The following is a 24670-nucleotide window of genomic DNA, read 5'->3' on the forward strand; positions in this document are numbered from 1 at the left end:
CGAAAGATTGGGTCTTTTGTTTTTATATCATGTTTTCTACAATTGTCATTACCTTTACGCCATGGTAGATTATATGGTAGTAGGGCTTGGGTTGGCGGGTACAGCATTTTGCGAAAATTTGCGTAGAAATAACAAGACATTTGTCGTTTTTAATGACCAATCGCAAACATCGTCTCGTGTAGCAGGCGGCTTGTATAATCCTATTATTTTAAAACGATTCACACTTTCTTGGCGAGCAGATGAGCAACTACCGATAGCCACTGAATTTTATACCCAAATAGAACAATTTTTGAATATAACGTTTGATAAAAAGTTGAATGTGTTACGAAAATTTGCCTCTATAGAAGAGCAAAATTTATGGTTTGAAGCAGCCGATAAAGAAAAACTGAAGCCATATTTAGATACAAAATTGGTTAATAATGAGAATACCTCGCTCAAAGCACCACATCAATTTGGTAAAGTACTGGAAACAGGAAAGTTAGATACCAAGTTACTTTTTCGAAGCTATGCGGAGTGGCTCGAAAAAGAAAACAAGTTGTTTACGGCTACATTCGATTATAGTCAACTTATAATTGAACAAGAGTTTGTAAGTTATCAAAATATAAAAGCTAGACACATTGTCTTTACCGAAGGTTTTGGAATGATGCAGAATCCGTATTTCAACCATTTGCCTATGCAAGGTTCAAAAGGGGAGTACATTGTTATTAAAGCCAAAGAGCTTAAAGAAACTCGAATAATTAAATCTTCCATTTTCTTAATTCCTCTAGGCGATGATTTGTATAAGGTAGGCGCAACTTATAATAGAGATCAAAAAGATAATACTACTACCGAAAAAGCTAAAATTGAGCTTGTAGATAAACTAGGTAACCTTTTAGATTGTCCGTTTGAAATAGTTGGTCACGAGGCAGGTATGCGTCCTACGGTCAAAGATAGAAGACCTTTGGTGGGTAAGCATCCGAAGTATGTCAATTTATGGGTATTGAATGGTTTTGGATCTCATGGGATTACCATAGCACCGTGGGCGGCAAAATCGCTTTACGAGCATATAGAACATCAAATTCCTTTATTAGAAGAAATGGATATAGGGCGATTTGCTACGAATTAAGACTTTTTGAGGTAGCCTTAGCATCGTATTTTATAAACAAATTAATCCATATGTTACGAGATACCCTCATAATTACCGGCATAAATACAATAAGGGTAATAATTATAGCAATAAACGCTTCTATCAAGCCAGTGCCTAAAAAAAGATTGGCGATAACAAATGCTGCTACGGCAAATGCAATTCCGACTCCGTAACTTACATACATAGCACCATAAAAGAAAGATGGTTCTATTTTATATTTAAGGTCACAATGGCTACATTTTTCGTGCATTTTAAAGATTTTACCCATATGGTAAGGGTTTTTGTCCAAATACATGCTTTCTTCATGACATCTTGGGCAACTTCCTGTTAAAATGCTGTAGAGTTTGTTTCCTTTTTTTAACATTTGCAAAACTTTATACCAAGGTACGATTTTGAGACATTTTTAAACTTAGAAATCTGCAGTTATATAGATAAATTTAACTTAAAAGTTACCAAGGTAAAGTATGCCTTGCTTTTAAGAAAACACTAGAATAATTAGAATTTATGTTAAACGTTCACAACCTATCAGTCTCTTTTGGAGGAGAATATTTATTTGAAGAAATATCTTTTCGATTAAATGGAGGAAATAGAGCAGGGCTAGTAGGTAAAAACGGTGCAGGTAAATCGACATTGTTGAAATTACTCAACAAAGATATGCCATTAGATACCGGTGTTATTGCCATAGAAAAAGATATTAAAATTGGCTTTTTAAGACAAGATATAGATTTCGTTGAAGGTCGGTCAGTTTTAGATGAAGCTTACCAAGCTTTTGAAGAGATAAAAGATTTAGAGCTAAAATTAGATGAAATCAACCATCAATTGGCAGAACGAACCGATTACGAATCAGATTCGTACAGTCAGCTAATTATAGACCTTAATGATGTTTCTCACCATTATGAAATATTAGGTGGTTATAATTACCAAGGTGAGACAGAAAAAATACTACAAGGGTTAGGTTTTAGAAGAGAAGATTTCGATAAAAAGACCGAAACCTTTTCAGGGGGGTGGCGTATGCGAATAGAGCTTGCCAAATTATTATTGCAAACTAATGATGTGTTGCTACTCGATGAGCCTACCAACCACTTAGATATTGAATCTATCATTTGGTTCGAACAATTCTTGAACAATTATACAGGTGCGGTGGTAATCGTATCTCACGATAAAATGTTTCTGGACAATGTTACAAATAGAACGATTGAAATCTCATTAGGTCGTATTTACGATTATAATAAGCCATATACTGAATATCTTGTTTTAAGAAATGAGATAAAACAGCAGCAGGTAAACGCGCAAAAGAATCAAGAGAAAGAAATACAACAGGCAGAAAGGCTAATTGAGAAGTTTAGGGCAAAATCTACTAAAGCATCAATGGCACAATCTTTAATCAAGAAATTAGATAAGATTGAGCGTATAGAGGTCGATGAAGATGATAATAGTGTTATGAGTCTTCGTTTTCCAATTTCTGTTGTTCCTGGTAAAGTGGTTGTAGAAATAGAAGATCTATCAAAAGCATATGGTAATAATTTAGTCTTAAACGATATTAACCTTCTTATTGAGCGTGATAGTAAAACTGCTTTTGTGGGGCAGAACGGTCAAGGTAAATCTACATTGGCAAAAATAATTGTCGGCGAATTAAAGCATGAAGGTCATTTAAAATTGGGGCATAATGTACAAATAGGATATTTTGCTCAAAACCAGGCGGAGTATTTAGATGGTAATAAAACCATTTTAGATACCATGATCGATGCAGCAAATGAAAAGAATAGAAGCAAGGTAAGAGATATTTTAGGTTCGTTTTTATTTAGAGGTGATGAAGTAGATAAGTACGTAAAAGTACTATCAGGTGGTGAGCGTAACCGTTTGGCTTTGGCGAAAATGTTATTACAGCCTTTTAATGTACTGGTGATGGATGAACCTACCAACCACTTAGATATTAAATCGAAGAATGTACTTAAGCAAGCCTGTTTAAATTTCGAGGGAACTTTAATCTTGGTGTCTCATGATAGAGACTTTTTACAAGGGTTAACCAACAAAGTATACGAGTTCAAAGATCAAAAGATCAGGGAGTATTTAGGCGATGTCGATTTCTATTTAGAGCAACGTAAGGTCGAAAACTTTAGGGCTATAGAAAAGAAGCAAGCGGTAGTGATCGAAAAGGCAAAACCAAAATCAACGAATTCTTTTCAAGACCAGAAAAAAATGAAGAGCTTGAAAAATCAATTGAGTTCTGTGGAAAGTAAAATCGGTAGCCTTGAAAAAGAAATTAAAGAAATAGACCACAAGTTATTGGTAGATTATGATGCTACTATTGCAAAGCCTAATTTTTTCGATGGCTACCAAGCCAAAAAGAAAAAGCTGGAAACATTGATGCAGAACTGGGAAATTCTTACAATAGATATTGAATCGCTGGGGTAATATGTAATTGCTTCACATACGGTTTTTGAGGTTTCACAACATAATCTGCATCTTTCACAACATAGAGCGGTCAGTCAACGATAAAATTTTAGTTTTTACCGTTATTAGTTCAAATTTGTAGGATAATTCTTAGTTTAAAGAATTGCTCAAACCACCATCATTATGAAAAAACTATACTATTTAAGTTTCAGTCTATTATTTCTGACAACAATTTGTTTTGCAGAAGTATCAAAGAAGGAGAAAAAAGCTTTAATTGATTTCTACGAAACCACGAACGGTATTCATTGGGTAAAAAAATGGGATTTAAATGCTCCGGTTTCTCAATGGCACGGTGTTACGGTTGAAAATGATCAAGTGGTCGAAATTAATTTGTTCCATAACAATTTAATGGGCTCTATTTCTTCGCAAATAGGAAATTTACAAAACCTTAAAGTGTTGAACCTTGCGTTCAATTCATTAACAGGAGCTTTACCATTAGAAATAACTACGCTTTCTAATTTAAAAGTATTGAAGCTAGAAATGAACAGACTTAATGGTCAACTTCCCGAAGGCATTGGTAGCTTGTTACAATTAGAAGAGCTTTCCGCTTTTAATAATTTTTTCACTGGTGAAATTCCTGCAACTGTAGGTAACCTAACAGGTTTAAAAGTATTAAACCTTTCTAGTAATGAGTTTTATGGTGATATACCAAGCTCATTAGGTGCCTTATCTCAATTAGAAACTTTAGGTCTATTCGAAAATAGATTAGAAGGTGCTATTCCAAGAGATATGGGTAAACTTAGTAAGTTGAAAGAATTGGTTTTGGCAAACAACAGACTTATCGGTGAAATACCAAATGAGTTTGCCGATTTAGCAAGTTTAGAAGTATTTCAAATTCAGAATAATAATTTCAGTTCTTTTAAAGCTTTAGAGTTTTTAGAAACGAAAGAGTATTTAGTATTTGATTACGACAAAGAAGATAGAAAATTAGAATTTAAAGACCTTAACTTCAGTAAGACCAGAATGGCCGACACGAAGTTCGAAGATATAGAAGAGTAAGAGTAGTTTACACTTTTAGTTAGTTTGGTGAAAGAAAGAGATGTTGAACAGCATCTCTTTCTTGTTTTTAAGCATTTTCACTAGCAATGTATCATAAATGTATTTTTTGCACGTTATAATAAAAGTACTTTTTACACTACTATAATTGAATATTAGTATTGTAGCGTAAATGGTATGAATAAAGTTCCCCCAAACAATTAAATTTTTTCAGTATGAAAAATGTTTTAACCTATGCTTGCCTGATTCTCATGCTGACCAGTAGTTTTATGGTCAATGCACAAATACCTTCAACAGAGAAACAATACCTATTAGATTTCAATAAAAGTACTCTTGGTGAACAATGGCAAAACAAATGGAATCTTCAAGAAGATCCATCAACATGGTACGGTGTAGAAATAAAAGACGGTCATGTAACTGCTTTAAAATTGTACCGTAATAATTTAAAGGGGTCTATACCTGACGGAATTTCTATCCTTTCAGAATTAAAAACTTTAAATCTAGCGTTCAATACTATAGAGGGAGAATTACCTGAAGATATATTTCAATTAGCAACATTGACATCATTAAAGTTAGAAATGAATAAGCTTAAAGGGTCTTTGCCGCAAGATTATTCTAAAATGACCAGTTTAGAAGAGTTGTCTATGTTCAACAATTTGTTGCAAGGCGCAATACCTAATGGTATAGGCGATATTTCAAATTTAAAGACCTTAAACCTATCAAGTAACTATTTAGAAGGTAGTTTGCCTAAGTCTATTGAAAAGCTGCATAAACTAGAGCGATTAGAGTTGTTCGGCAATAAATTGGCAGGGGCCATAGAAGTTGACCTTGGTCGTTTAGTAAATTTAAAAGAATTGATTCTTTCGTATAATCAATTTCAAGGCGACTTACCGAGCGGTATGGCAACTTTAAGTAATCTTGAATTTGTGCAATTACAGGGTAATGACTTTAGGTCTTTAAACTCCCTGTTAAGATTACAGAGTTCAAAACTTGCTGTTTTTGATAGTGACGATGAATTTTTAAATATGAAGTTTGGTACGAATGAGGCGAGTAGAACGCGTTTAGTAGATACCAAATACGAAGATGTAAAACGAAATTAAATAGTAAGCTATTATAAATAAAAAGGGATGCGAAAGCATCCCTTTTTTTATGGGGTAAATACAGCTGCAAGGCATTTTTTATGATTACTTTAACCATTGCAATCTTCAGTGCCAGATATGTTTTTTTGTAGTTTCGCGATTGAATTACAGATTTCCAAAATTTTCTAGTTAAAGTCTATTTAAAATACACATGCTTATTTAACAATTCATTAAATGTTACGTGTTACACTGATGTCTTTTTTTTGGTTTTGGAGCAATGTAGTAATTGAATGTAGTCCCTTTAAAAAAGAGGTCTATTAAACTGAAATAGGTTCAAAGTCGTTTCACTATTGAATTTGGTCGTTTCATTTAATTAGGGCAAAGTTTAAAGGACATTAAAAAGTATTTTTGATCCTGTGTTTTTTGAAATACGCTTATAAATTATAATAAAATGCGAAAAATTATTTTTACCGTTCTAGGTATTTTACTAATTGTAGTATCCTTTTTTTTAGCAGGGTATATTATTGATAGTAAAAAAACTTTCAAACCCAAATCTGAGAAAGTAGTGAAAACTGTCTTTACAGAGGTAGCGAAAAATGGTACAGTACCTATTATAGTATCTGCAAATGGTAATCTTACTGCGAAACAACGTGTAGAATTATATGCAGAAGTTCAAGGTGTTTTTAAAAAAGGCAGCAAATTATTTAAAGAAGGGCAAGAGTTTCGTCAAGGCGAAACTATTATAAGCATCGATGCAAATGAGTACGCGGCGAGCGTACAATCTGCAAAGAGTAATCTTTTCAATCAATTAACGGCTGTAATGCCCGATTTACGATTAGACTACCCAGATATCTATTCTAAGTGGCAAAATTATCTTTCAAACTTCGATATGTCGAAAACTACTCCGCCACTTCCAGAAATGGCTACAGAGAAAGAAAAGTTTTTTATATCGGGTAGAGGTATCATAACCAGTTTTTACAATGTTAAAAATTTAGAGCAACGTTTATCTAAATACCGAATAGCTGCACCATTTTCGGGTGTATTGACTGAGACTTTGGTTACCGAAGGTACTTTGGTGCGATCAGGGCAAAAACTAGGAGAATTCATTAATACAGAAGTTTACGAACTTGAAGTTGCTATTAGCAAACGCTATACTGATTTACTTAAAGTTGGCGAGTCTGTAGAACTGACCAATCTAGATGACAATAGTAAGTATAAAGGTAAAGTGACCAGAATTAGTGGTAGTATCGATCAGTTAACACAAACTGTAAATGCTTACATAGAGGTCGATGGTAAAAATTTGCGTGAGGGTATGTACCTAGAGGCAGATTTAGATGCTAAAAAAGAGGAGAACGCTATTGAAGTAGATAGAGGATTACTTTTAGAAGGAAATAAAATTTTCGTTGTCAGAGATTCTGTATTGGATATGATAGATGTTGATCCTATTTATTTCTCAGATAAGCGTGTAGTACTTAGAAATGTGCCAGACGGACTTACCATTGTATCTAAGCCAATAAGTGGTGCTTTTACAGGTATGGCAGTAAAAATCTACTCTGAACAACTAGAAAACATAAAAGAATAATGCGTAAACTGATAGAATATTTTATTCGGTATCATGTTGCCGTTAATGTTGTAGTTATCTCTTTTGCCTTATTTGGTATTGTTGGGGCTAAAGCATTAAAGTCTTCTTACTTTCCGTTAACGGATTCTAAGAACATTGCAATTACGATTACTTATCCTGGTGCTTCGCCACAAGAGGTAGAAGAAGGTATTGTTCTAAAGATAGAAGATAACTTAAAAGGTCTTGAAGGTGTTGATCGTGTAACTTCTACTTCTAGGGAGAATAGTGGTACTATTAACGTAGAGATCGAAAAAGGCGAGAATATCGATTTCATGCTTTTAGAAGTTAAGAATGCGGTCGATAGAGTACCTACTTTCCCAACAGGTATGGAGCCTTTAATTGTTTCTGTTCTAGAAACTGTTCGTCAAACAATTTCTTTTGCTATCAGCGGTGAAGAAATTCCTTTAGCAACATTGAAAAGTGTTGGTAGAGAGATTGAAAATGACCTAAGGGCGATGGAAGGGATTTCTCAAATACAGATCTCTGGTTTCCCGGATGAAGAAATAGAAATTGCAGTAAACGAGAATGACTTGTTAACCTACGGTCTATCTTTTTCAGAAGTGGCAAATGCTGTTGGTAAAGCCAATATACTGGTAACCGGTGGTAATATAAAAACTGATGCAGAAGAGTATTTAATACGTGCCAATAACCGTTCGTATTATGGTAGCGAGTTGAGCAACCTTGTTGTTCGTGCAGATCAGTCTGGTAATGTAATTCGATTAAAAGATGTAGCTAATGTTAGAGATCGCTTTGCCGAATCGCCGAACGCAACATATTTTAATGGTAATTTATCGGTAAGTACAACGATAACCAGTACCAATAATGAAGATTTAATCGCTGCGGCCGATCAGGTAAATGAATACGTAGTCGAGTTCAATCAAAAGTATAATAACATTAAGTTAGATGTGGTATCTGATCAGTCTACGACACTAAATCAAAGAACACAGTTATTAACTGAAAACGCCATAATGGGTATGGTTTTGGTGTTGATTTTCTTGTCATTGTTTTTAAATACAAGATTAGCATTTTGGGTTGCTTTTGGTTTACCTGTAGCATTCTTGGGGATGTTCGTTTTCGCAGGATTCTTCGATGTTACCATCAATGTACTTTCATTGTTCGGTATGATTATCGTAATCGGTATTTTGGTAGATGATGGGATCGTTATCGCCGAAAACATCTATCAACATTACGAAAAAGGAAAGTCTCCTGTTCAAGCAGCCGTAGATGGCACTATGGAGGTTTTGCCGCCAATTATTTCAGCAATTATAACAACCATATTGGCATTCTCAATATTCTTGTTCTTAGATAGTAGAATTGGGGAGTTCTTTGGCGAAGTATCTGTAATTGTTATTTTGACACTTGTAGTGTCGTTGGTTGAGGCTTTGGTAATATTACCAGCGCACTTGGCACATTCAAAAGCATTACAGCCAATTGATAATAAGCCGAAAAGCGGATTCGCAAATGCGTTTGCCAAACTTAGGGTTATCAATGAATTTGGAGATAGGTTAATGTTGTGGATGCGTGATAAACTGTATACGCCTGTACTGCGCTTCTCGATGAACCATAAAATATTTATGTTCTCGGTATTTGCAGCTGCTTTCATTTTAACTTTAGGTTCAGTCGGTGGTGGTATCATTAGAACCGCTTTCTTTCCAAGAATTGCTAGCGATAGGGTAGGGATAGAATTGGAGATGCCAAATGGTACCAATGAAAAAATTACAGATTCTATTATTTCATTAATAGAAGAAAAAGCCATGATTGTCAATAAAGAATTGACAGAGGAATATATGGTGGGGTCAGATAAAGATGTTTTCGAGAATATGATTCGAAGATTAGGTCCGGGTTCATCGTCGGCAGAATTGATTATTAACTTATTGCCAGGTGAAGAAAGGCCAAACGAAATTTCATCAGAAATGGTGACCAGTAGATTAGAAAAATTGGTTGGTCCGGTATTGGGTGTAGAAAGTTTGATCTATGGTTCTGGTGGTAACTTTGGTGGATCGCCGGTTTCGGTTTCTTTACTGGGTAATAACATAGAACAGTTAAAAGCTGCAAAGGCAGAATTAAAGGGAATATTGACCAAGAATCCGAGGTTAAAAGATATTTCAGATAACGATCCAGCGGGTATTAAAGAAATTCGTCTTACATTAAAAGAGAATGCCTATTTATTGGGCTTAGATCTTCAAGCAATAATGACACAGGTTCGTGCAGGTTTCTTCGGGGTACAGGCACAACGTTTTCAGCGTTCTCAAGATGAGATTAGGGTTTGGGTACGTTACGACAGAGATGAGCGTTCGTCGATATCTAATTTAGATGATATGCGTATTGTAACACCGACAGGTGATCGTGTTCCTTTAAGTGAAATTGCAGATTATACTATTGTACGTGGCGATGTAGCGATCAACCGTTTAGAGGGTAGGCGAGAAATTCAAATTTCTGCCGATATGAAAGATGTAAAGGATAGTCCGACAGAAATCATGACCGAAATTCAGAATGTACACATGCCAGAGATACAGTCAAAATATCCGACGGTAAGTGCATCATATGAAGGTCAGAATAGGGAGCTGGAGAAACTTACAGGCTCATTAAAGTTGGTCGGTTTTACGGTTATACTTTTAATATACATTACTATAGCATTTACTTTTAGAAGTTTCAGTCAGCCATTAATGCTATTATTATTAGTGCCATTTAGCTTTACAGCGGTAGCATGGGGCCACTGGATCCACGATTTCCCAATAAACGTACTTTCTATATTAGGTATTATCGCATTGATAGGTATTATGGTGAATGATGGTTTGGTGCTTATTGGTAAGTTCAACTCGAATTTACGAGAAGGCATGACCTTTGATAATGCCATTTTTGAAGCAGGTAAATCGAGATTTAGAGCTATTTTCTTAACATCGATAACGACTATTGCAGGTTTAGCTCCATTAATGCTAGAGACCAGTAGGCAAGCACAGTTCTTAAAGCCGATGGCAATATCTATCGCTTACGGTATCGGTATTGCAACGGTACTTACCTTATTGATGCTGCCATTGTTTTTGTCTTTCAGTAATAACTTAAAAGCGCAGAACTTATCATTTGCTTCTGGCCATAAGATTGCGAAAGAAGAAGTAGAAAGAGCGATTAAAGAAAGAAAAGAAGCGGTGCATTTAGAAGGTCACTCGCAACACGCAATTGATGATAATAGTCATCAAGGGCAAATTGAAGGTGGTTCACACCCAAATAAGAATATAGATAAGCTATAATGAGTAAAGTTAGATTCATCATATTATTAGTATTTCTACCTGTTTGTGTAATTTTTGCACAAGAGAAAACATTGTCAAAAGAAGAGGCGGTTATAAAAGCCTTGGAGAATAATTACGGCATAGAGATTGCAAAAGGTCAAGTAGATATCGCCGAGAATAATGCCAGTATTTTAAATTCAGGGTATTTGCCGACATTGAACGGTACCGCTGGTGCAACGTATAATACCAATAATACAACAACTGAATTTCCAGGTCAATTTAATGATGATGGTAGTAGTCGATCAAATATTGAAATAGATAATGCCGAAAGTCAACGATATAATGCTGCCTTAAATCTTAACTATACATTATTTGATGGTATGGGTAGGTTCTATAATTATAAAAGGTTAAAAGAGCAATACAATTTAAGTACGTTGCAGGCGCGAGAAACTATAGAGAATACCATGATTCAAATGTTTAGTGTGTATTTTGAAATCGCTAGATTGACCGAAAATAAAAATGTACAAAAACAGGCATTAGAAATATCTACAGATAGAATTCAGCGTTCAGAATATGCTTTTGAGTATGGTCAAAATACCAAATTAGATATATTAAATGCTCAGGTAGACATGACCAATGATAGTATTAATTTGTTGAATACTGAGCAACAATTGGCAAATGCCAAACGCGATTTAAACGTGGTGTTGAACCAAGATTTGAATTCGCAATACGCTGTAGACACCACTATAGTTTTTTTACCTAAGTTTCAAATTGTTGAGTATATGGATCAGGCAATAACCAATAACGTTGCCGTGCTACAGACAGAATCGAACTTGAGTATTAATGATTATGATATTAAAGTGAGCAAATCGGGTTATCTGCCAACTTTGAATTTAACGGGTTCTTATGGGTGGAATAGAAACCAAAATGCACCATCTGCTTTTTTAACTGGAGCTGTTTTTCCGGGTACCAATTCAATTGCAAATAGTGTTTCGTTGGGCGCAAGTCTTACATGGAATCTTTTTGATGGTGGTAGTACCACAGTGGGTGTCAAGAATGCAAAAATTACGTATGCCAACCAAGAATTATTGCGTAAGCAGATTGAGTTAGAAGTAAATAGAGATATGCAGAATGCTATGGCATTATATGAGAATCTTTTAAAGATTTATCAGATTCAAGAGCAGAATGTATTTACGAACCAAAACAATTTTGAACGTTCAAAAGAGCAGTTTCAAATAGGTAGTATAACATCGATAGAATTTAGGCAGGCACAAATAAATCTGTTGAATGCACAGACCAATAAGAATTTGGCGAAGTACGATGCTAAATTGGCAGAATTACAATTACTACAACTTACGGGGCAGTTATTGAATATAGAATTGTAAGAAATGAGTCTTGTAGTTTTCAATCTCGATAATCGAGCAAATTAATTAGAGAATACCATGTATAGCGATAAAACAAATAGCGAGCTTATAGAGATTCTGGATCAACATTCATTACTTACTTATGAAGCGCAGTTAAGTCTACAAGAAGAGTTGCAGAAACGTGCTGTTGTTGTAGATCTAAGCGGTTTAGAAACTACCATTGCCAATAAATTAGCTCAAATAAATAATCTAGTATATTTAAAGGACTTCGGGTTTCAAGCAAATACAACTGCAGACGGACTAACGATAACCAGAACCACAAAAGCCTTGCTTAACGATATACTTGCTGTTATTGTTGGTTTATTAGTGTTCTTTATGGGTATTTACGGCTGTATAAACTTGGTATATACTTTTATAAATGGTGATGAGCTTGATGTATTTACTTTGGCATATAAATTTGCAATGGCAAGTCTGGTTTTTATAGGAATCAGCTTTTTCAGCGGATTAAAACGTCTATTCGATTTCTACGGATTCGAATTAAGCAAACACAGCGATTTAATTACTTTAAAAAAGCGTTTCGACGTAAAGCTTGAAGAAATTAAGGTGAATGCCGATGACATTCATTTAGACACAGATGAAGGCGTACTTTCTCTAAAATTGGGTCACGAAACCATTTTTACATCAAATGGTGGCAATTTAATACAGACTCTTACATTACAAGAGCTAGCAAAAGAATTGAAAGCATAAATTAATATGTTCGAGCATTATTTTCAATGTCCGTATTGCTGGGAAGAAGTGTCTATGCTTCTCGATCCATCGATTTCACAACAGACTTATGTAGAAGATTGCGAAGTGTGTTGTAACCCTATAGAAGTTACTCCGCAGTTTCAAGATAATGAGCTGATCGGTTTTGATGTGCAGAGTATAGAGCAATAGCTACTCTGGAATTGCAATTTTACCACCAAAAGTATCATCCTTATCCACTGATTTCGGATTACCGTATACCGTAATAAATCCGCCAGCTTTTACCTTTGCCACGACCGACTCGCTCGCATATACCTCGGCACTACCCCCAGATAATACAATTACGGTACTGTTTTTCGATTTCAGTCCTTTATTCAATAATTTACCACCCGTGTTTATAGTTACATCTTGATCGGTAGTAGTACCAGAAAGTTTAATTTCACTACCGCTCAAACATTTAGCGGTAATGTCGTTGTACGCAATATTTAGGGTAATGGTACTTGCATCTTGAGCATCAATGGTTAAGGTGTTGCCTTTAACCAAATTTGTGGAGATGATTCTAGAATTTTTATTGGCGTCGACAACGGTCAGAGCTTCGGTATAGTATAGTTTTAGATGTAAGATAGTGTTCAGAACAGATTCTCCCGAGCACATTTTTAGACGCAATCGCCCATCATTTTCAGTGATGCTTAAATCTTTTTTATCGACCGCCAGAATTTCGATTTTGTTCTCATCACCTTTAACCAGGGTAACACTGATTCTATCATACACTCTAAGTTCAGAAAATTTAGCTAACGGTATAGTAGCATTGTTTTGAGCAAAACTGCTCAAGGTAGAACAGAAAATTAAAGCAAATAGAAGAATAGATTTCATGTAGTGTTGGCTATTAGGTAATACAAAGTTAAGGTACAAATGGGTTTGTACCACAAAAGTACAGTTGTGGTTTTTACTTGTGATATATCATTTAACGTTGAAAATAGATAGGTGCAAGCAAAACGAAATGTCAGTTCGAGTGTTTTTAAAGGAGCGTAGCGTATTTTAAAAATGTATCGGGAACAGGTTTGGTACACGCTACCACACAAACCCCTTTTTAAAAGTTAAATAACGCCATAAGTATATTTAGGGTTTACAGTTTTGTTATCTTAAACAAGTCTTTGAAGTTAATTGGGTCTATGAAAAAGAAATATCTGTTAGTTGCCTTATTTGTTATAGTAGGTATCGTCGGTTTTGCTGGTGTACAATACTTACCTACATCAGAAAATGAGATAGCTTCTGAAGCTTTAGATTCCGTTGCTACCCGTAGAGATTTACGCAGAAGCTTCTTTGATAAACGAGAAATTCTAGTTGTTTACGGTGCAAAAGATACCGTCTTACAGCGGCAGTATAAAGATATTCTTCATGATTTATCGTTATTAGAAGTAAGCAAATCGTGGCGAAGTGTAAAGGTGAACTATCAAAATGTAGATGAGGTCAGCGAAGAATCATTGAAAAACAGTATTGTGTATTTGGTGGGCGCTGTTGATGAAAACAGGTTGATTAAAAAGTACATAACCGATACCCCTTTTCAGGTCTCGAAAACGGCTATTGGAATCGGGACTAAAGAAGTTCAAAATAACAATTCAGTATTAGGGGTGAGTTTTTATCCAAGTCCCGTAGATTCAAAAATACCGCTCAGCTTTTTAACGGGTACCGATGCAGAACAGGTGTTTAGTTTTTTTGCAGAAAAAGTTTTAGAACAGGGGCAGTCTTTCTACCGCCAGAATCTAGAGTACGAAGTATACGAAAATAAAGAGCGAATGGTAATGGGCGATTTCAATGCGAATTGGGGTATTGAGGGGTCTACATACTTTAATTTCTCAACAGGTACTAAAGTAGTTTTAGATACCGATGAGTACCAGTTTATAGATCATCAAAATGCAATTCGAACATCAGAGGTGTCAGAAAAACAGAATGAGGTAAATGCTTCTAGGGTTAGAGTTTTTGATTTTGTGGGCAAAGACAACGTGCCTAAAATCACATATAATTTTTATACCTGTACAGAAGAAAAAGGCTTAATGACAGGTAATACTGATCATTCCACTTTCGACACGGTTACAAATGCTGTACATACTATTGTCAATAAAATTTATGAAAATAATAATATCGGTAGAGATAATGCTTTGCTGCTGCACAACCTTATTGGTGAGAGTGATAAGAATATAGTCACATCAGGATTGCCAATTTATTTCACAGATACCTGGCAAATGAAAGGTTATAAATATTGGTCGGCAAGGTTGGTAGAATCTGAAAATACGTATACTGTTGCAGAACTTTTAGACAATTCTTTTATGGAGATGGAATCATCACTTATTAGAGATTGTATGGCGGGTGCTTTTACAGATTTTCTGATAAAAACCTGGGGAAAAGATACCTACTTAAAACGCTACAAAAATGTATCACTCTCTGAACGTGAAATTAAAAGTCTAGAGGTAAAGTGGCAGAATTATTTAAAGGGATTGCCAAAAGAACATCCGAAGAAAAAGACAGAATCTAAAAAATTACCCTATCTCAAAGGTTTCAATTTTGCACATGAAGGCTACAGTATATATAATGGCTATGGTTCTAAAAAGGCAACAGAATCGCTGTTAAAGCAAAAGAATATGGGTAGTAATGCCATGGCGATTGTGCCGTATACAGGTATTAACGATATAAATACACCAACACCGCTACATTTTAGTGATAATGCAGGTAGTGAAAATGATGACGCCATAGTGCATGCAGTTGCGACGGCAAGCGACATGGGCATGTATACGTTATTGAAACCTCAAATATATGTGGGTGGCAGCTGGCCAGGTGGTATAGATATGCCGACAGATGCGCAATGGAACAAGTTTCATGATTACTATTACCGATGGATACGCCACTACGCATTCTTGGCTGAAATTCATGAAATGGATGCTTTGTGTATTGGTGTCGAATTTACCAAAGCAACCTTATCGCAGCCCGATGCTTGGCGTGCAATGATAAAAAAAACAAGGGCTTTGTATTCTGGGCAACTGACCTATGCTGCCAATTGGGGAGCTGAATTTGAGGAAATAGAGTTCTGGAACGATTTAGATTTTATCGGATTAAATTCCTATTATCCGTTAAGTAAAAAAGACAATCCAACCAATGAAGAGATGCGTCTGCAGTTTGATACTATAAAGACTAAGATTAAAAAAGTATACGACCGTTTTCAAAAGCCTATCGTATTTACAGAAATCGGATTTAGAAGTGTAGACACCCCATGGAAGAATCCGCATGCAGAGGCAGACGATACCATAAATGAAGAAGCACAACGAAGATCCTACGAAATTATCTTTGAGGGCATACAAAACGAACCTTGGTGCCAAGGTATACTGTGGTGGAAATTCCCAAGCTTCATCGAATACCGTGGCGAGCACAACAGTGCCTTTACACCTAATAATAAATTAGCGGAAGAAACTGTTCGCGAATGGTTTACAAAATAATTAAGTACTTTTTCAATTCACATTCGTCTAAAAGTAAAGCTCATTAATTTCTTTTCGGGAATGCCAAACTATCTGCAGGGTACGTTTGTTTTAAATAGTCCATTTGCGCATTTGCCCAATCCATAATTTTTTGGCGTTGTGCATCGGTCAAGTCAGCTTCTTGGTGAAGCCCAAAATAAGTATATGATGGTAATGGCATTTCTTTTTCTTCTACCATTTCTATAGTTTCCTCTAGTTTATGGTTTTGAACAAATAGTGGTTTGTTAGTGAATTCAGAAAAATTCAGGTGCTTTTTGCCATCAGTTACATGTTCTGCTAAAAACCAAGCAATAGGCTGTACATTAGAATACCAAGGGTATGCTGTGGTATTGCTATGGCAGTCATAACAAGATACCTGTAAAATATTCTCTACATCATTTGGTACGCTGTATTTTGTTTCAATGGCAAAAGTATCATCACCAGAAATATTTTTATCCGGTCGTATAAATTGAATAATAATTAGAATAATGACCAAGGCGATTCCTATTTTTTTTAACATGATGATATTGATTTAAGGTTCCATTTATTACTATTAAAATTAAACAATTTAATGGGTATATAAGCTTCATTTTCAATCTATTAAAAATTCATAATAGTCTAAGGCTGTTTTAGATGTCAAAAAAGTCGTTTGGGTCACTAATACCATCCGTCAGCTATATTCTGCAATATCTTTGTGGTATAGAAAACAATTCTAGAAACTTAAAAACATATATAATGAAGAATATTAGAGTAGTAGCTGCAGTAGCAATTTTAGCCGTAACATTTATTTCGTTTAAAGGAGTACAAAAACATAAAACAGCTGAGAAAGCTGAAATGACCGCTTTTTTCGATGATTGTATTATCGATTTAGAAGCGCAATTACAAACGTCTTTAGAGAACGATAAATTAAACCCTAATGATATTAGGCTAGTAGAAATTGATGAAGAAGTAAATTTAGGTTTTGATGCCTTTGAATATTTACCAATAGTATTCGATGCGTATGCAAGTGCAGAATTGACCGAGCAAGATTTTAAAATATTCGAGAGCGAAGAAGAAGTTGATTTAGGGTTTGATACAGCGGCATATTTGCCATCTGATTTTGATGCCTATGCACTTTAAGAAGTTTGTGTAGTTTAAATTAAAGTTGGTCTTCGCTTTGGTGAAGACCGGCTTTTTACGTGTTTTAGATATAAAAGTATTATTAGGTACATTTGATAGGTACCATCATAAGTAGTCATATGGCCATAACAAAGGTGAAACAAGGGGAAGTTATTAAAACTGCCCTATTATTAGGTATACTGGTATCATTGCCAAAAACCATTTATTTGTATAATGGTATTATGGAGGGCAATTTAGATTTTTCCTTTACTTGGGTTACAGATTTTCTATATCGTTATATCTTCTTCATTTGTTTCTCTTATTCAGTTTTACAATTAAATGCCAATATAGATTTTGATGCGTACAAATGGCCCACTTTTCTAAAGTTGGGTGTTATTTTTATAATGAATGTTGTGGTTCTTTTAATAGGGATTTACTTAATACATGCCCTATATCCTATTTTTAACGGAAAACCATTAGATCCTCGAGAAACTGGTTTTGTTAGATTTACGATTATTAATCTTTCAATCGTTCTTTATTTTATTGCCAGGTTACTTCGTGTAAGCACCGATAAGCAAGAAAGTAGAATAGAGAACGAACAATTGAAGCAGCAAAATTTAGAGAACGAACTCTCGGCTTTAAAAAACCAGATCGATCCGCACTTTTTGTTCAATTCGCTAAATTCATTATCGTCGCTAGTACGTGAAAATGACCAGGCGACCCAGTTCGTAAACAAGCTGTCGTATATGTATCGCTATATTTTACAGAGTGGTGAGACTAATTTGGTACCGATAAAAGACGAATTGAAATTTTTAGATAGCTATTCTTTTTTAATGCAGACCCGATATCGTGACCGTATACAAATAGAGGTTGATATCGACCCCAGTTTAATGGACTGTGAAGTACCGCCATTGGCATTACAATCATTGGTAGAAAACTCGGTAAAGCATAACGAAATATCATCGACCAACCCATTAACGGTCAAGGTGTATTCTAGCGGAGATTCATTGTTCGTAGAAAACCCGATTCGTACGAGAAGTACGATGGCAGAAGGTATGGGCACGGGACTCTATAATCTTAAAAAGCGGTATTCTCTTCTATTGAAGAAAGATATATTGGTCAGTACCGATAATGATATTTTTAAAGTAGAATTACCTTTAAAACCCTTGGCATGAAAGTAATTATTGTTGAAGACGAGCTTGCTGCAAGCGATAACCTTTCGTATTTATTAACGAGGATCAATGCAGATATTGAGGTTATTCAGGTTTTAGATACCGTAAAAGCTACAGTAGATTATTTCTCTAAGCCTCATGACGGTGTTCTGGTGTTCATGGATATTCATTTGGCAGATGGTATCTCGTTCGAAATTTTTGATCAAGTCGAAATCAACATTCCTATAATATTCACTACCGCTTATGATCAATATGCCTTAAAAGCATTTAAGGTGAACAGCATTGACTATTTATTAAAACCGATCGATAAAGAAGAATTATCAGATGCCTTAGATCGTTTTGAGGCATTAAACCTTAAAAAGGGTATCGATGAGGTTCAAATGAACAGCCTTTTACAACTGATACAGACCAAGGCTGAAAATTTTAAAAAGACTTTTTTAGTAAGTGTAGGCGACCAATTAGTACCGGTTAAGACTGCCGATATTGCTTATTTCTTTATTGATACCGGTGTTGTAAAAGCGGTAACCGTGCAAGAGCGTTCGTATGTATTAGATGTGAATTTAGAAGAGATAGAAGAAGCCTTAGACCCTTCGGTTTTCTATAGGGCAAACCGACAGTTTATAGTACGTCGGGAAGCTATAGTTACCATAAAATTACATTTCAATAGCAAGTTATTGGTCGACGTACACCCGGTTTGTAGCGAACGTATTGTGGTGAGCAAGGCAAAAGCGACGGAGTTTAAAAGTTGGATGAACTCTTAGGATTTTCTTATTTTTTCGATTGCTTTTTTCTGAAGATATTCGATATCGTTTGCCCTATTTCATCCATTTTATCAAAAGGCTCTAATAATGTTGGGTTAGTCAAATTAATGGGTGATGTATCTTTAACGCCCGCTTGCTTAGGGTAAATTAAAAGGTAGCTCTTCTTGTTGAAATACGTATTTAGGTAGGTTGGTATTTTACTCATATTGGGATCGTACGAAGGCATATTTTTTCTACTAAGAACAATAACCAGATTGTCATCTTTTAGAATTTCATTTTTAAGCACTAAAAAATCTTCCCAGTTTTTAAAATGGTGGTATTCGTATACTACCGGATGATTTAACTGCAAGCTATCGATGGCAGTTTTAGTTTCATCGGATGCAAAAAATACTAGCTTGGCACTTGAATTCTGTGCAATATTCCAAAGTTTTTTTAGCCATAGTGAGAATCCGATTTCTTTTTCGGCATGCTCGGGCACAATGATCACGTGTCTTTTTAAAGTGCTAAAGGGTTGTGTAGGTTTGTAGATTAGGGTGGTAGGGTTACATCTCGACAAAATACCTTCGGTCAAGTTCCCCAGAAAAGAATCGGACAGATTTCTCTTTATATGCAGCCCCAATATAAGGTCGGTAATTTTATGTTCTTTGGTAACATTCGAAATCCCGTTAACAATGTTAATATCGTAACGCAGTAACTGGTGCAAGGTGTTATCGGTTGCAGAAGCGGTAACAGCGGCATCCCCAAGAATTTTACGCGCATGTTTTTCGGCAGTGCTACCCGTTTCATAATCATCAACGATACTAAGGGCAAAAAGACCTTCTTTGTTCTGCTTCGATTTTGCGGTAATGCCCAAATTCAATAGGTCATCGATGGTGTCACTATTATTTATGGGAATCAATATTTTCTCTAAGTAGTCTTCCTCATCGGTAGTAGTTTCAGAATGCTCTAACAAGGCAATGTTCTTAGCCCCTTTTTGCGCTACGAAAGAAGCGATGGTACATGTAAATAGAATCATAAGAATGGTGCCGTTCAAAATACTCTCGTTCAGCAATCGAATAGGTTCGCCGGCAGCTGTTGTGCCAATAATTAAATTATAACCGATTAAAACTGCAGCAAGGGTAGCAGCGGCTTGGGCGTTACTTAGACCAAAGATCAACCTGCGCTCATCTGCCGAAAAGTGAAATGTTTTTTGGGTAAGCCATGCCGCTAAAAATTTTGCTGAGGTGGCTATAATAATCATAATGGTAGCGACTTTGATAGTTTCAAAATCTTTAAAGAATGCCCTGTAATCGACCAGCATACCTACGCCGATTAAAAAGAAGGGAATAAAAATAGCATTGCCCACAAACTCAATTCTGTTCATAAGGGGCGAAGTATGTGGTATAAGTCTGTTGAGTGCCAAACCCGTTAAAAATGCACCTATAATAGCTTCTATACCTGCAATTTCTGCTAAGAAGGCACCCAGAAACACCATCATCAGTACAAAAATGTAATGCGAGATATTATCATCGAATCTTTTAAAAAACCACCTGCCAATAATGGGAAAAATCAACATTACGGTTGCGCCGAATATTAAAATAGACACCGATAACTTCACCCAAAAGGCAAGGTTTACTTCACCCGTGTTCATACCTACGATAACGGCAAGTACCAAAAGCGCAAGCGTATCGGTAATTAAGGTGCCACCGACAGTAATATTCACCGCCCTATTTTTGGCTACTCCCAATTTACTAATGAGCGGATATGCGATTAAGGTATGCGATGCGAACATACTCGCCAAAAGTACCGAAGTCGCCATAGAAAATTTTAACAGATATAGTCCTGCATATATGCCCAATACCATGGGGATAATGAAGGTATAAAGACCAAAAACGATACTCTTTTTACTGTTCTTTTTAAAATCTGCCAGGTCAATTTCTAAACCCGCTAGAAACATAATGTAGAGAAGTCCCGCAGTACCCGAAAGAATAATTCCGCTATCTCGCTCCATTAAATTAAATCCGTTCGGACCAACAACTGCACCAGCAATGATAAGCCCTAGCAAGGCAGGTATTTTTATTTTATTTAATAGAATGGGAGTGAACAGAATAATAATTAGTATCAATAGAAATTTCAATACCGGATTGGTAAAGGGCAAGCTGGTTTCAATGGTAAGCAATGAAATCATATGGTGTGCATTTTGCAACGCTCTGGTAAAATGCAACCGATTTGCCGTTCACCCTTAGTTGATTGTTATATACGGTTTTGCGGTCTAAAAAGATGTCAAAACCATGTATTAAACTTAGTGAATTAGCAACTATAATTCTATAATAATATGCACGCTAAGATGAAATATATTTTTCACTTAGGTTACCTGTTGATGAAGTGTAGCGGTACTGTAAAAAGGACAGTGGGATACAACGAAAATTATCGTTTACTGGTTTATGAGGAAAGGTAAAATCGAAGGGTTAATCTTGTTGATTTTCTATCTTATCGATCATCTCTTTAAAAAGACCTAGCAAAAATTTTAGTTTGTGAGGGTCACCTGCAGCAGTAAATTTTTGATCTGCTATTTTAACTCCGTACCAATCCTCTTTACTCGTTTCGTTCAAAATCCATTCGAGGTTCATAGTGGCTATAGATGTGTTCGAAATATTAATCTCAACTTCCCATCCCGGTCTATCCAATGTGTTTATTTGAATAGCATCACTACTTTCCCAATCGCCATCGCAATTATCTGTAAACCAATCTTGTATCCAATCTAAAATATCCATATTGTATGCGTAAGTGAACCTCGGTCGTGTTTTTGTAATGTGCTAATATAGGTCTTCAGGAGTGTTATAAATGATTTCCAACTGAAATTTGGCTGTGTACATGGAAATTCTAATTTCCAACAACCAACAACCAACAACCAACAACTAAAATTACTCGTCTATCTCCGCATCCGGTAATTCCAGAATGGTTGAAGTAGATAACGCATTACCCGCAATCCCTTTAATAGAGCCGAAGAGTACGTTGATATTTTCTTGAACGCCCCAAATTTGTTTCTCACGAACCGCAAAATTCTTGAATGCCGCTTTCTTCTCGTAGTTCAGTTGCTTGATCATAGAATCATAGTTTTCTATAATTCTATTTATGTTCTGTACAAACTCGTTACTGGTTAGGTAAGAATATAGCAGCTCCATTTTATCACCTTTATTTTCATCCGAAGACTTAATAGACTGCGTTTTAAGTAGTAGCTCACGAAGCACAAGCGATACACTTTTTACCTCGTTAAATCCGCAGATCCAAACTCCGTTTTTCTCTCCAAAACGATCCATATCTGGCGGAAAAGTTTCGGTTACGATCACTGCAATATCTGCCTTACAGTTAATTTGATCCTGCTTTAATTTATTGATCCAGTCGTTACTAAAGTTTTTGGTGCGCTTACTCTCATAAACAATAGAACCACAGGTTTGCTGTAGCGAGTTAATAACCGTTTGCACGCAATCTGCACCACGTACGCCCTTGCCTATTTCATCAATATCATCAAAAGGGTAGGTGGCACGTAACAGCTCTTCTAAAGCGAGTTCTTGCACCTCGCCCTGCATTTGCATAGAACCTTGTTCGGCTTTACGCTTCATTTCATCAATAAGCTTTCTTTGGTCATCAAGCTGTTTTTGGTATTCTTTCTCTTTCATCGCCATAGACTCGCGCTCTTTGGCCTTGGCTTTCTCTTCGATTTCGGTCTGCTTTTCTAGCAATTCTTTCTGCACGTTCAGCTTTAAGTCCTCCGCTTTTTCTTTAAGCTCATTCTCCCGTTTCAGTAAATCTATTTCTTGCGAACGCAATGCCCTGTTTTCCTCTTTCTTTTTCTCGTTCTCTTCTTGTAGTGCCTTTAACTTTTGCTCAAAAGATTCGTTAGTCTGCTGTTGTATTTTTTCTGACTCTTTGGCAAGTCGTTGTGCAAGCTTCTCTTTAAAAAGCTCGTTTTCTTTCTCTTTTTTCTTTTCGAATTCTTCTACTTCAATAGCGAGCTTATCACGCTCTTTATTGAATATTTCTGCCTGCTCTGCTACTTTACGCTCATATTCAGCCTTAAAATGCGCCTGCATTTTACCGGACAACGCCTCTTCAACATCAAACTCATGTGCGCAATTGGGACACTTAATTTTATCTACCATGTTATAAAATCCATTTTCAACTATAAAAATACAGAACACATACCAAGCCTACAACGTTTAGGCATACTCAAATGAAATGAAAATTTAATAGTTGTGTAGTATTTTGATTTCCTGACAATTGTCATATGATGCCTTGCAACTTCATTCTATTTTTGTTGCTCTAAAATACCCGACCTATGATATCACAGATGATACCTCTTGTTAATTGGAGCTATGGCGTAATTCTAATTGCCATTTTTGCAGCCGTATGTTTAGGCCTTGTACTTATCGTACTAAATTTAATGAAGAACGATAAGAAAAAGCAAGAGTAAGTTTCTTATTGATACAACACATATCTAGGCGGCACTAGCCCATTTAATCGCATAGAGACCAGCATTTGTGCTCTGTGGTGTGTAATATGGTCTGCCAATAGCATATAAATTTGGCGCTTACTTCTGGTAGATCCAAAATAGTCTAGTTCAATATCTAATTGTGCGGGTTCAACATCTTGTAAAAGCGCAATGGCTTCGGTAAACGTTTGGTCTATACGTGCCATCATTTCTGCTTTTGTTTTATTAGCAGGTTTAAAAACGGTGTCCGTTTGGTACACGCGCGCTTCTCTGTCGCCAATGAGCGACTGGCTGTGCCAATCTAGTGCATAGCCAATATGCATTAAATTCTCTGAAAAACTCAAAGACTCTTCTGTTGCTTTAAACCCGTACTTTTCTTCAGGCATCATATCGGCTACCAGTAATAAGTATTTGCGGGAGTTTTCTAAACGCTCTATGGAGTCGTCAATGAATTTATTTTGTTGGGCGAAAAGACAAGTTGTTGTAAATAGGATGAAAGTAATAAGTGTGATTGTTTTTTTCATGATGATTGATGATGAGATGAATAGCAACTAAATTTAATTATTTTATTACTGTTTACACCCATTAACCCTTTCATCTTGTGTTAATGTCCAAATATTGACGACTTTTTGCTTTAGATTATTTTCGGCAGTAGGGATTACCAACTCTACCTCAACAATACTTTCGGTTGCGAATTTGTATATAGGGGATTCTATTAAATACCCATTTACATAAATGCTATTGTTCGCATTTAAATTAAAAAAGGTATTGAGCTCAGCTTGAGTTTTAGAGGCTATTTTTTTCTTTAAAATCACTAATGCAATACCGTTTTCACTCAGATTGTAAAAGTCATGGGTTTCTCGTCTAGGTTTATCTTTTATCACTGCTATTTCTTCAATATCTTCCTTTGAAGCAATGATATGATTATTGGAAATTATAGTATCGTCAACCAATAGCATTGGGCAATTGATTTTTGCTGCCTGTGGTAGTTTGACGAAGCTATTTTGGGAGTAACTGTTTAATGATAATAATGTAAATACTAATAAAATGA

Annotated in this window: 22 protein-coding genes; 14 read left to right on the forward strand and 8 right to left on the reverse strand. The window is 35.8% G+C overall.

The window, feature by feature from the left end; all coding sequences use genetic code 11:
- The first annotated feature begins 61 nt into the window (after positions 1-61).
- Positions 62-1105, forward strand: coding sequence for an NAD(P)/FAD-dependent oxidoreductase (locus ACEN2N_RS11400; RefSeq protein ID WP_441824438.1), 1044 nt, complete (start codon positions 62-64; stop codon positions 1103-1105).
- Here the strand turns inward: ACEN2N_RS11400 and ACEN2N_RS11405 are convergent.
- Positions 1095-1490 carry a DUF983 domain-containing protein gene (locus ACEN2N_RS11405; protein WP_441824439.1) on the reverse strand — a complete coding sequence of 132 codons (396 nt, stop codon included), beginning with the start codon at positions 1488-1490 and terminating at the stop codon, positions 1095-1097. The two genes, ACEN2N_RS11400 and ACEN2N_RS11405, sit on opposite strands and share 11 nt — an antisense overlap.
- Before the next feature lie 140 nt (positions 1491-1630).
- Between ACEN2N_RS11405 and ACEN2N_RS11410 the strand changes: the two genes are divergently transcribed.
- The 8 genes from ACEN2N_RS11410 to ACEN2N_RS11445 all read left to right on the forward strand — a co-directional run bounded on the left by ACEN2N_RS11410 (position 1631) and on the right by ACEN2N_RS11445 (position 12803).
- Complete coding sequence (locus ACEN2N_RS11410; protein WP_441824440.1) at positions 1631-3541, forward strand: ABC-F family ATP-binding cassette domain-containing protein; 1911 nt, start codon at positions 1631-1633, stop codon at positions 3539-3541.
- Between the two features lie 162 nt (positions 3542-3703).
- Positions 3704-4579: a leucine-rich repeat domain-containing protein gene (locus ACEN2N_RS11415; protein WP_441824441.1), complete on the forward strand. Its 876-nt coding sequence runs from the start codon at positions 3704-3706 to the stop codon at positions 4577-4579.
- A 212-nt stretch (positions 4580-4791) separates the two neighbouring features.
- Positions 4792-5676, forward strand: coding sequence for a leucine-rich repeat domain-containing protein (locus ACEN2N_RS11420; protein ID WP_441824442.1), 885 nt, complete (start codon positions 4792-4794; stop codon positions 5674-5676).
- A gap of 430 nt (positions 5677-6106) precedes the next feature.
- Positions 6107-7237, forward strand: a complete 1131-nt coding sequence (locus ACEN2N_RS11425; protein WP_441824443.1) for an efflux RND transporter periplasmic adaptor subunit — start codon at positions 6107-6109, stop codon at positions 7235-7237.
- Positions 7237-10524: an efflux RND transporter permease subunit gene (locus ACEN2N_RS11430; protein ID WP_441824444.1), complete on the forward strand. Its 3288-nt coding sequence runs from the start codon at positions 7237-7239 to the stop codon at positions 10522-10524. Before ACEN2N_RS11425 ends, ACEN2N_RS11430 begins: the two co-directional genes overlap by 1 nt.
- Positions 10524-11888, forward strand: coding sequence for a TolC family protein (locus tag ACEN2N_RS11435; RefSeq protein WP_441824445.1), 1365 nt, complete (start codon positions 10524-10526; stop codon positions 11886-11888). The genes ACEN2N_RS11430 and ACEN2N_RS11435 overlap by 1 nt, the downstream gene beginning before the upstream one ends.
- 57 nt (positions 11889-11945) lie before the next feature.
- The gene (locus tag ACEN2N_RS11440; protein WP_441824446.1) at positions 11946-12614 is read left to right on the forward strand and encodes a hypothetical protein; all 669 of its coding nucleotides are present in this window, start codon (positions 11946-11948) and stop codon (positions 12612-12614) included.
- A gap of 6 nt (positions 12615-12620) precedes the next feature.
- Positions 12621-12803, forward strand: coding sequence for a CPXCG motif-containing cysteine-rich protein (locus tag ACEN2N_RS11445; RefSeq protein ID WP_036156737.1), 183 nt, complete (start codon positions 12621-12623; stop codon positions 12801-12803).
- Here the strand turns inward: ACEN2N_RS11445 and ACEN2N_RS11450 are convergent, their stop codons facing one another.
- Entirely contained in the window at positions 12804-13484 is a 681-nt protein-coding gene (locus ACEN2N_RS11450) for a head GIN domain-containing protein (RefSeq protein ID WP_441824447.1), read from the reverse strand.
- A gap of 299 nt (positions 13485-13783) precedes the next feature.
- Between ACEN2N_RS11450 and ACEN2N_RS11455 the strand changes: the two genes are divergently transcribed.
- Positions 13784-16099: a glycoside hydrolase family 113 gene (locus ACEN2N_RS11455; protein ID WP_441824448.1), complete on the forward strand. Its 2316-nt coding sequence runs from the start codon at positions 13784-13786 to the stop codon at positions 16097-16099.
- 43 nt (positions 16100-16142) lie between these two features.
- Here the strand turns inward: ACEN2N_RS11455 and ACEN2N_RS11460 are convergent, their stop codons facing one another.
- A complete protein-coding gene (locus ACEN2N_RS11460; protein ID WP_441824449.1) occupies positions 16143-16637 on the reverse strand; it encodes a heme-binding domain-containing protein in 495 nt (164 codons plus the stop codon).
- 215 nt (positions 16638-16852) lie between these two features.
- Between ACEN2N_RS11460 and ACEN2N_RS11465 the strand changes: the two genes are divergently transcribed.
- The 3 genes from ACEN2N_RS11465 to ACEN2N_RS11475 all read left to right on the forward strand — a co-directional run bounded on the left by ACEN2N_RS11465 (position 16853) and on the right by ACEN2N_RS11475 (position 19148).
- Positions 16853-17236, forward strand: coding sequence for a hypothetical protein (locus tag ACEN2N_RS11465; protein ID WP_441824450.1), 384 nt, complete (start codon positions 16853-16855; stop codon positions 17234-17236).
- A 119-nt stretch (positions 17237-17355) separates the two neighbouring features.
- Positions 17356-18390: a sensor histidine kinase gene (locus tag ACEN2N_RS11470; RefSeq protein ID WP_441824451.1), complete on the forward strand. Its 1035-nt coding sequence runs from the start codon at positions 17356-17358 to the stop codon at positions 18388-18390.
- Positions 18387-19148 carry a LytR/AlgR family response regulator transcription factor gene (locus ACEN2N_RS11475; protein WP_441824452.1) on the forward strand — a complete coding sequence of 254 codons (762 nt, stop codon included), beginning with the start codon at positions 18387-18389 and terminating at the stop codon, positions 19146-19148. Before ACEN2N_RS11470 ends, ACEN2N_RS11475 begins: the two co-directional genes overlap by 4 nt.
- Positions 19149-19155: 7 nt before the next feature.
- On the opposite strand, the gene ACEN2N_RS11480 is transcribed toward ACEN2N_RS11475, so the two are convergent.
- From ACEN2N_RS11480 to ACEN2N_RS11490, 3 genes are all read right to left on the reverse strand, one after another.
- Complete coding sequence (locus ACEN2N_RS11480) at positions 19156-21315, reverse strand: cation:proton antiporter domain-containing protein (RefSeq protein ID WP_441824453.1); 2160 nt, start codon at positions 21313-21315, stop codon at positions 19156-19158.
- A gap of 280 nt (positions 21316-21595) precedes the next feature.
- Positions 21596-21901: an immunity 53 family protein gene (locus tag ACEN2N_RS11485; protein WP_441824454.1), complete on the reverse strand. Its 306-nt coding sequence runs from the start codon at positions 21899-21901 to the stop codon at positions 21596-21598.
- 150 nt (positions 21902-22051) lie between these two features.
- Positions 22052-23290: a DUF2130 domain-containing protein gene (locus ACEN2N_RS11490; protein ID WP_441824455.1), complete on the reverse strand. Its 1239-nt coding sequence runs from the start codon at positions 23288-23290 to the stop codon at positions 22052-22054.
- Between the two features lie 176 nt (positions 23291-23466).
- Between ACEN2N_RS11490 and ACEN2N_RS11495 the strand changes: the two genes are divergently transcribed.
- Positions 23467-23601: a hypothetical protein gene (locus tag ACEN2N_RS11495; RefSeq protein WP_299800670.1), complete on the forward strand. Its 135-nt coding sequence runs from the start codon at positions 23467-23469 to the stop codon at positions 23599-23601.
- A gap of 5 nt (positions 23602-23606) precedes the next feature.
- On the opposite strand, the gene ACEN2N_RS11500 is transcribed toward ACEN2N_RS11495, so the two are convergent.
- Both ACEN2N_RS11500 and ACEN2N_RS11505 read right to left on the reverse strand, forming a co-directional pair.
- Entirely contained in the window at positions 23607-24143 is a 537-nt protein-coding gene (locus ACEN2N_RS11500; RefSeq protein ID WP_441824456.1) for a DinB family protein, read from the reverse strand.
- A 45-nt stretch (positions 24144-24188) separates the two neighbouring features.
- The gene (locus tag ACEN2N_RS11505; RefSeq protein ID WP_441824457.1) at positions 24189-24578 is read right to left on the reverse strand and encodes a hypothetical protein; all 390 of its coding nucleotides are present in this window, start codon (positions 24576-24578) and stop codon (positions 24189-24191) included.
- Between the last annotated feature and the right edge of the window lie 92 nt (positions 24579-24670).

Source organism: Maribacter spongiicola (assembly GCF_052119685.1).
Taxonomy (GTDB): Bacteria; Bacteroidota; Bacteroidia; order Flavobacteriales; family Flavobacteriaceae; genus Maribacter; species Maribacter spongiicola_A.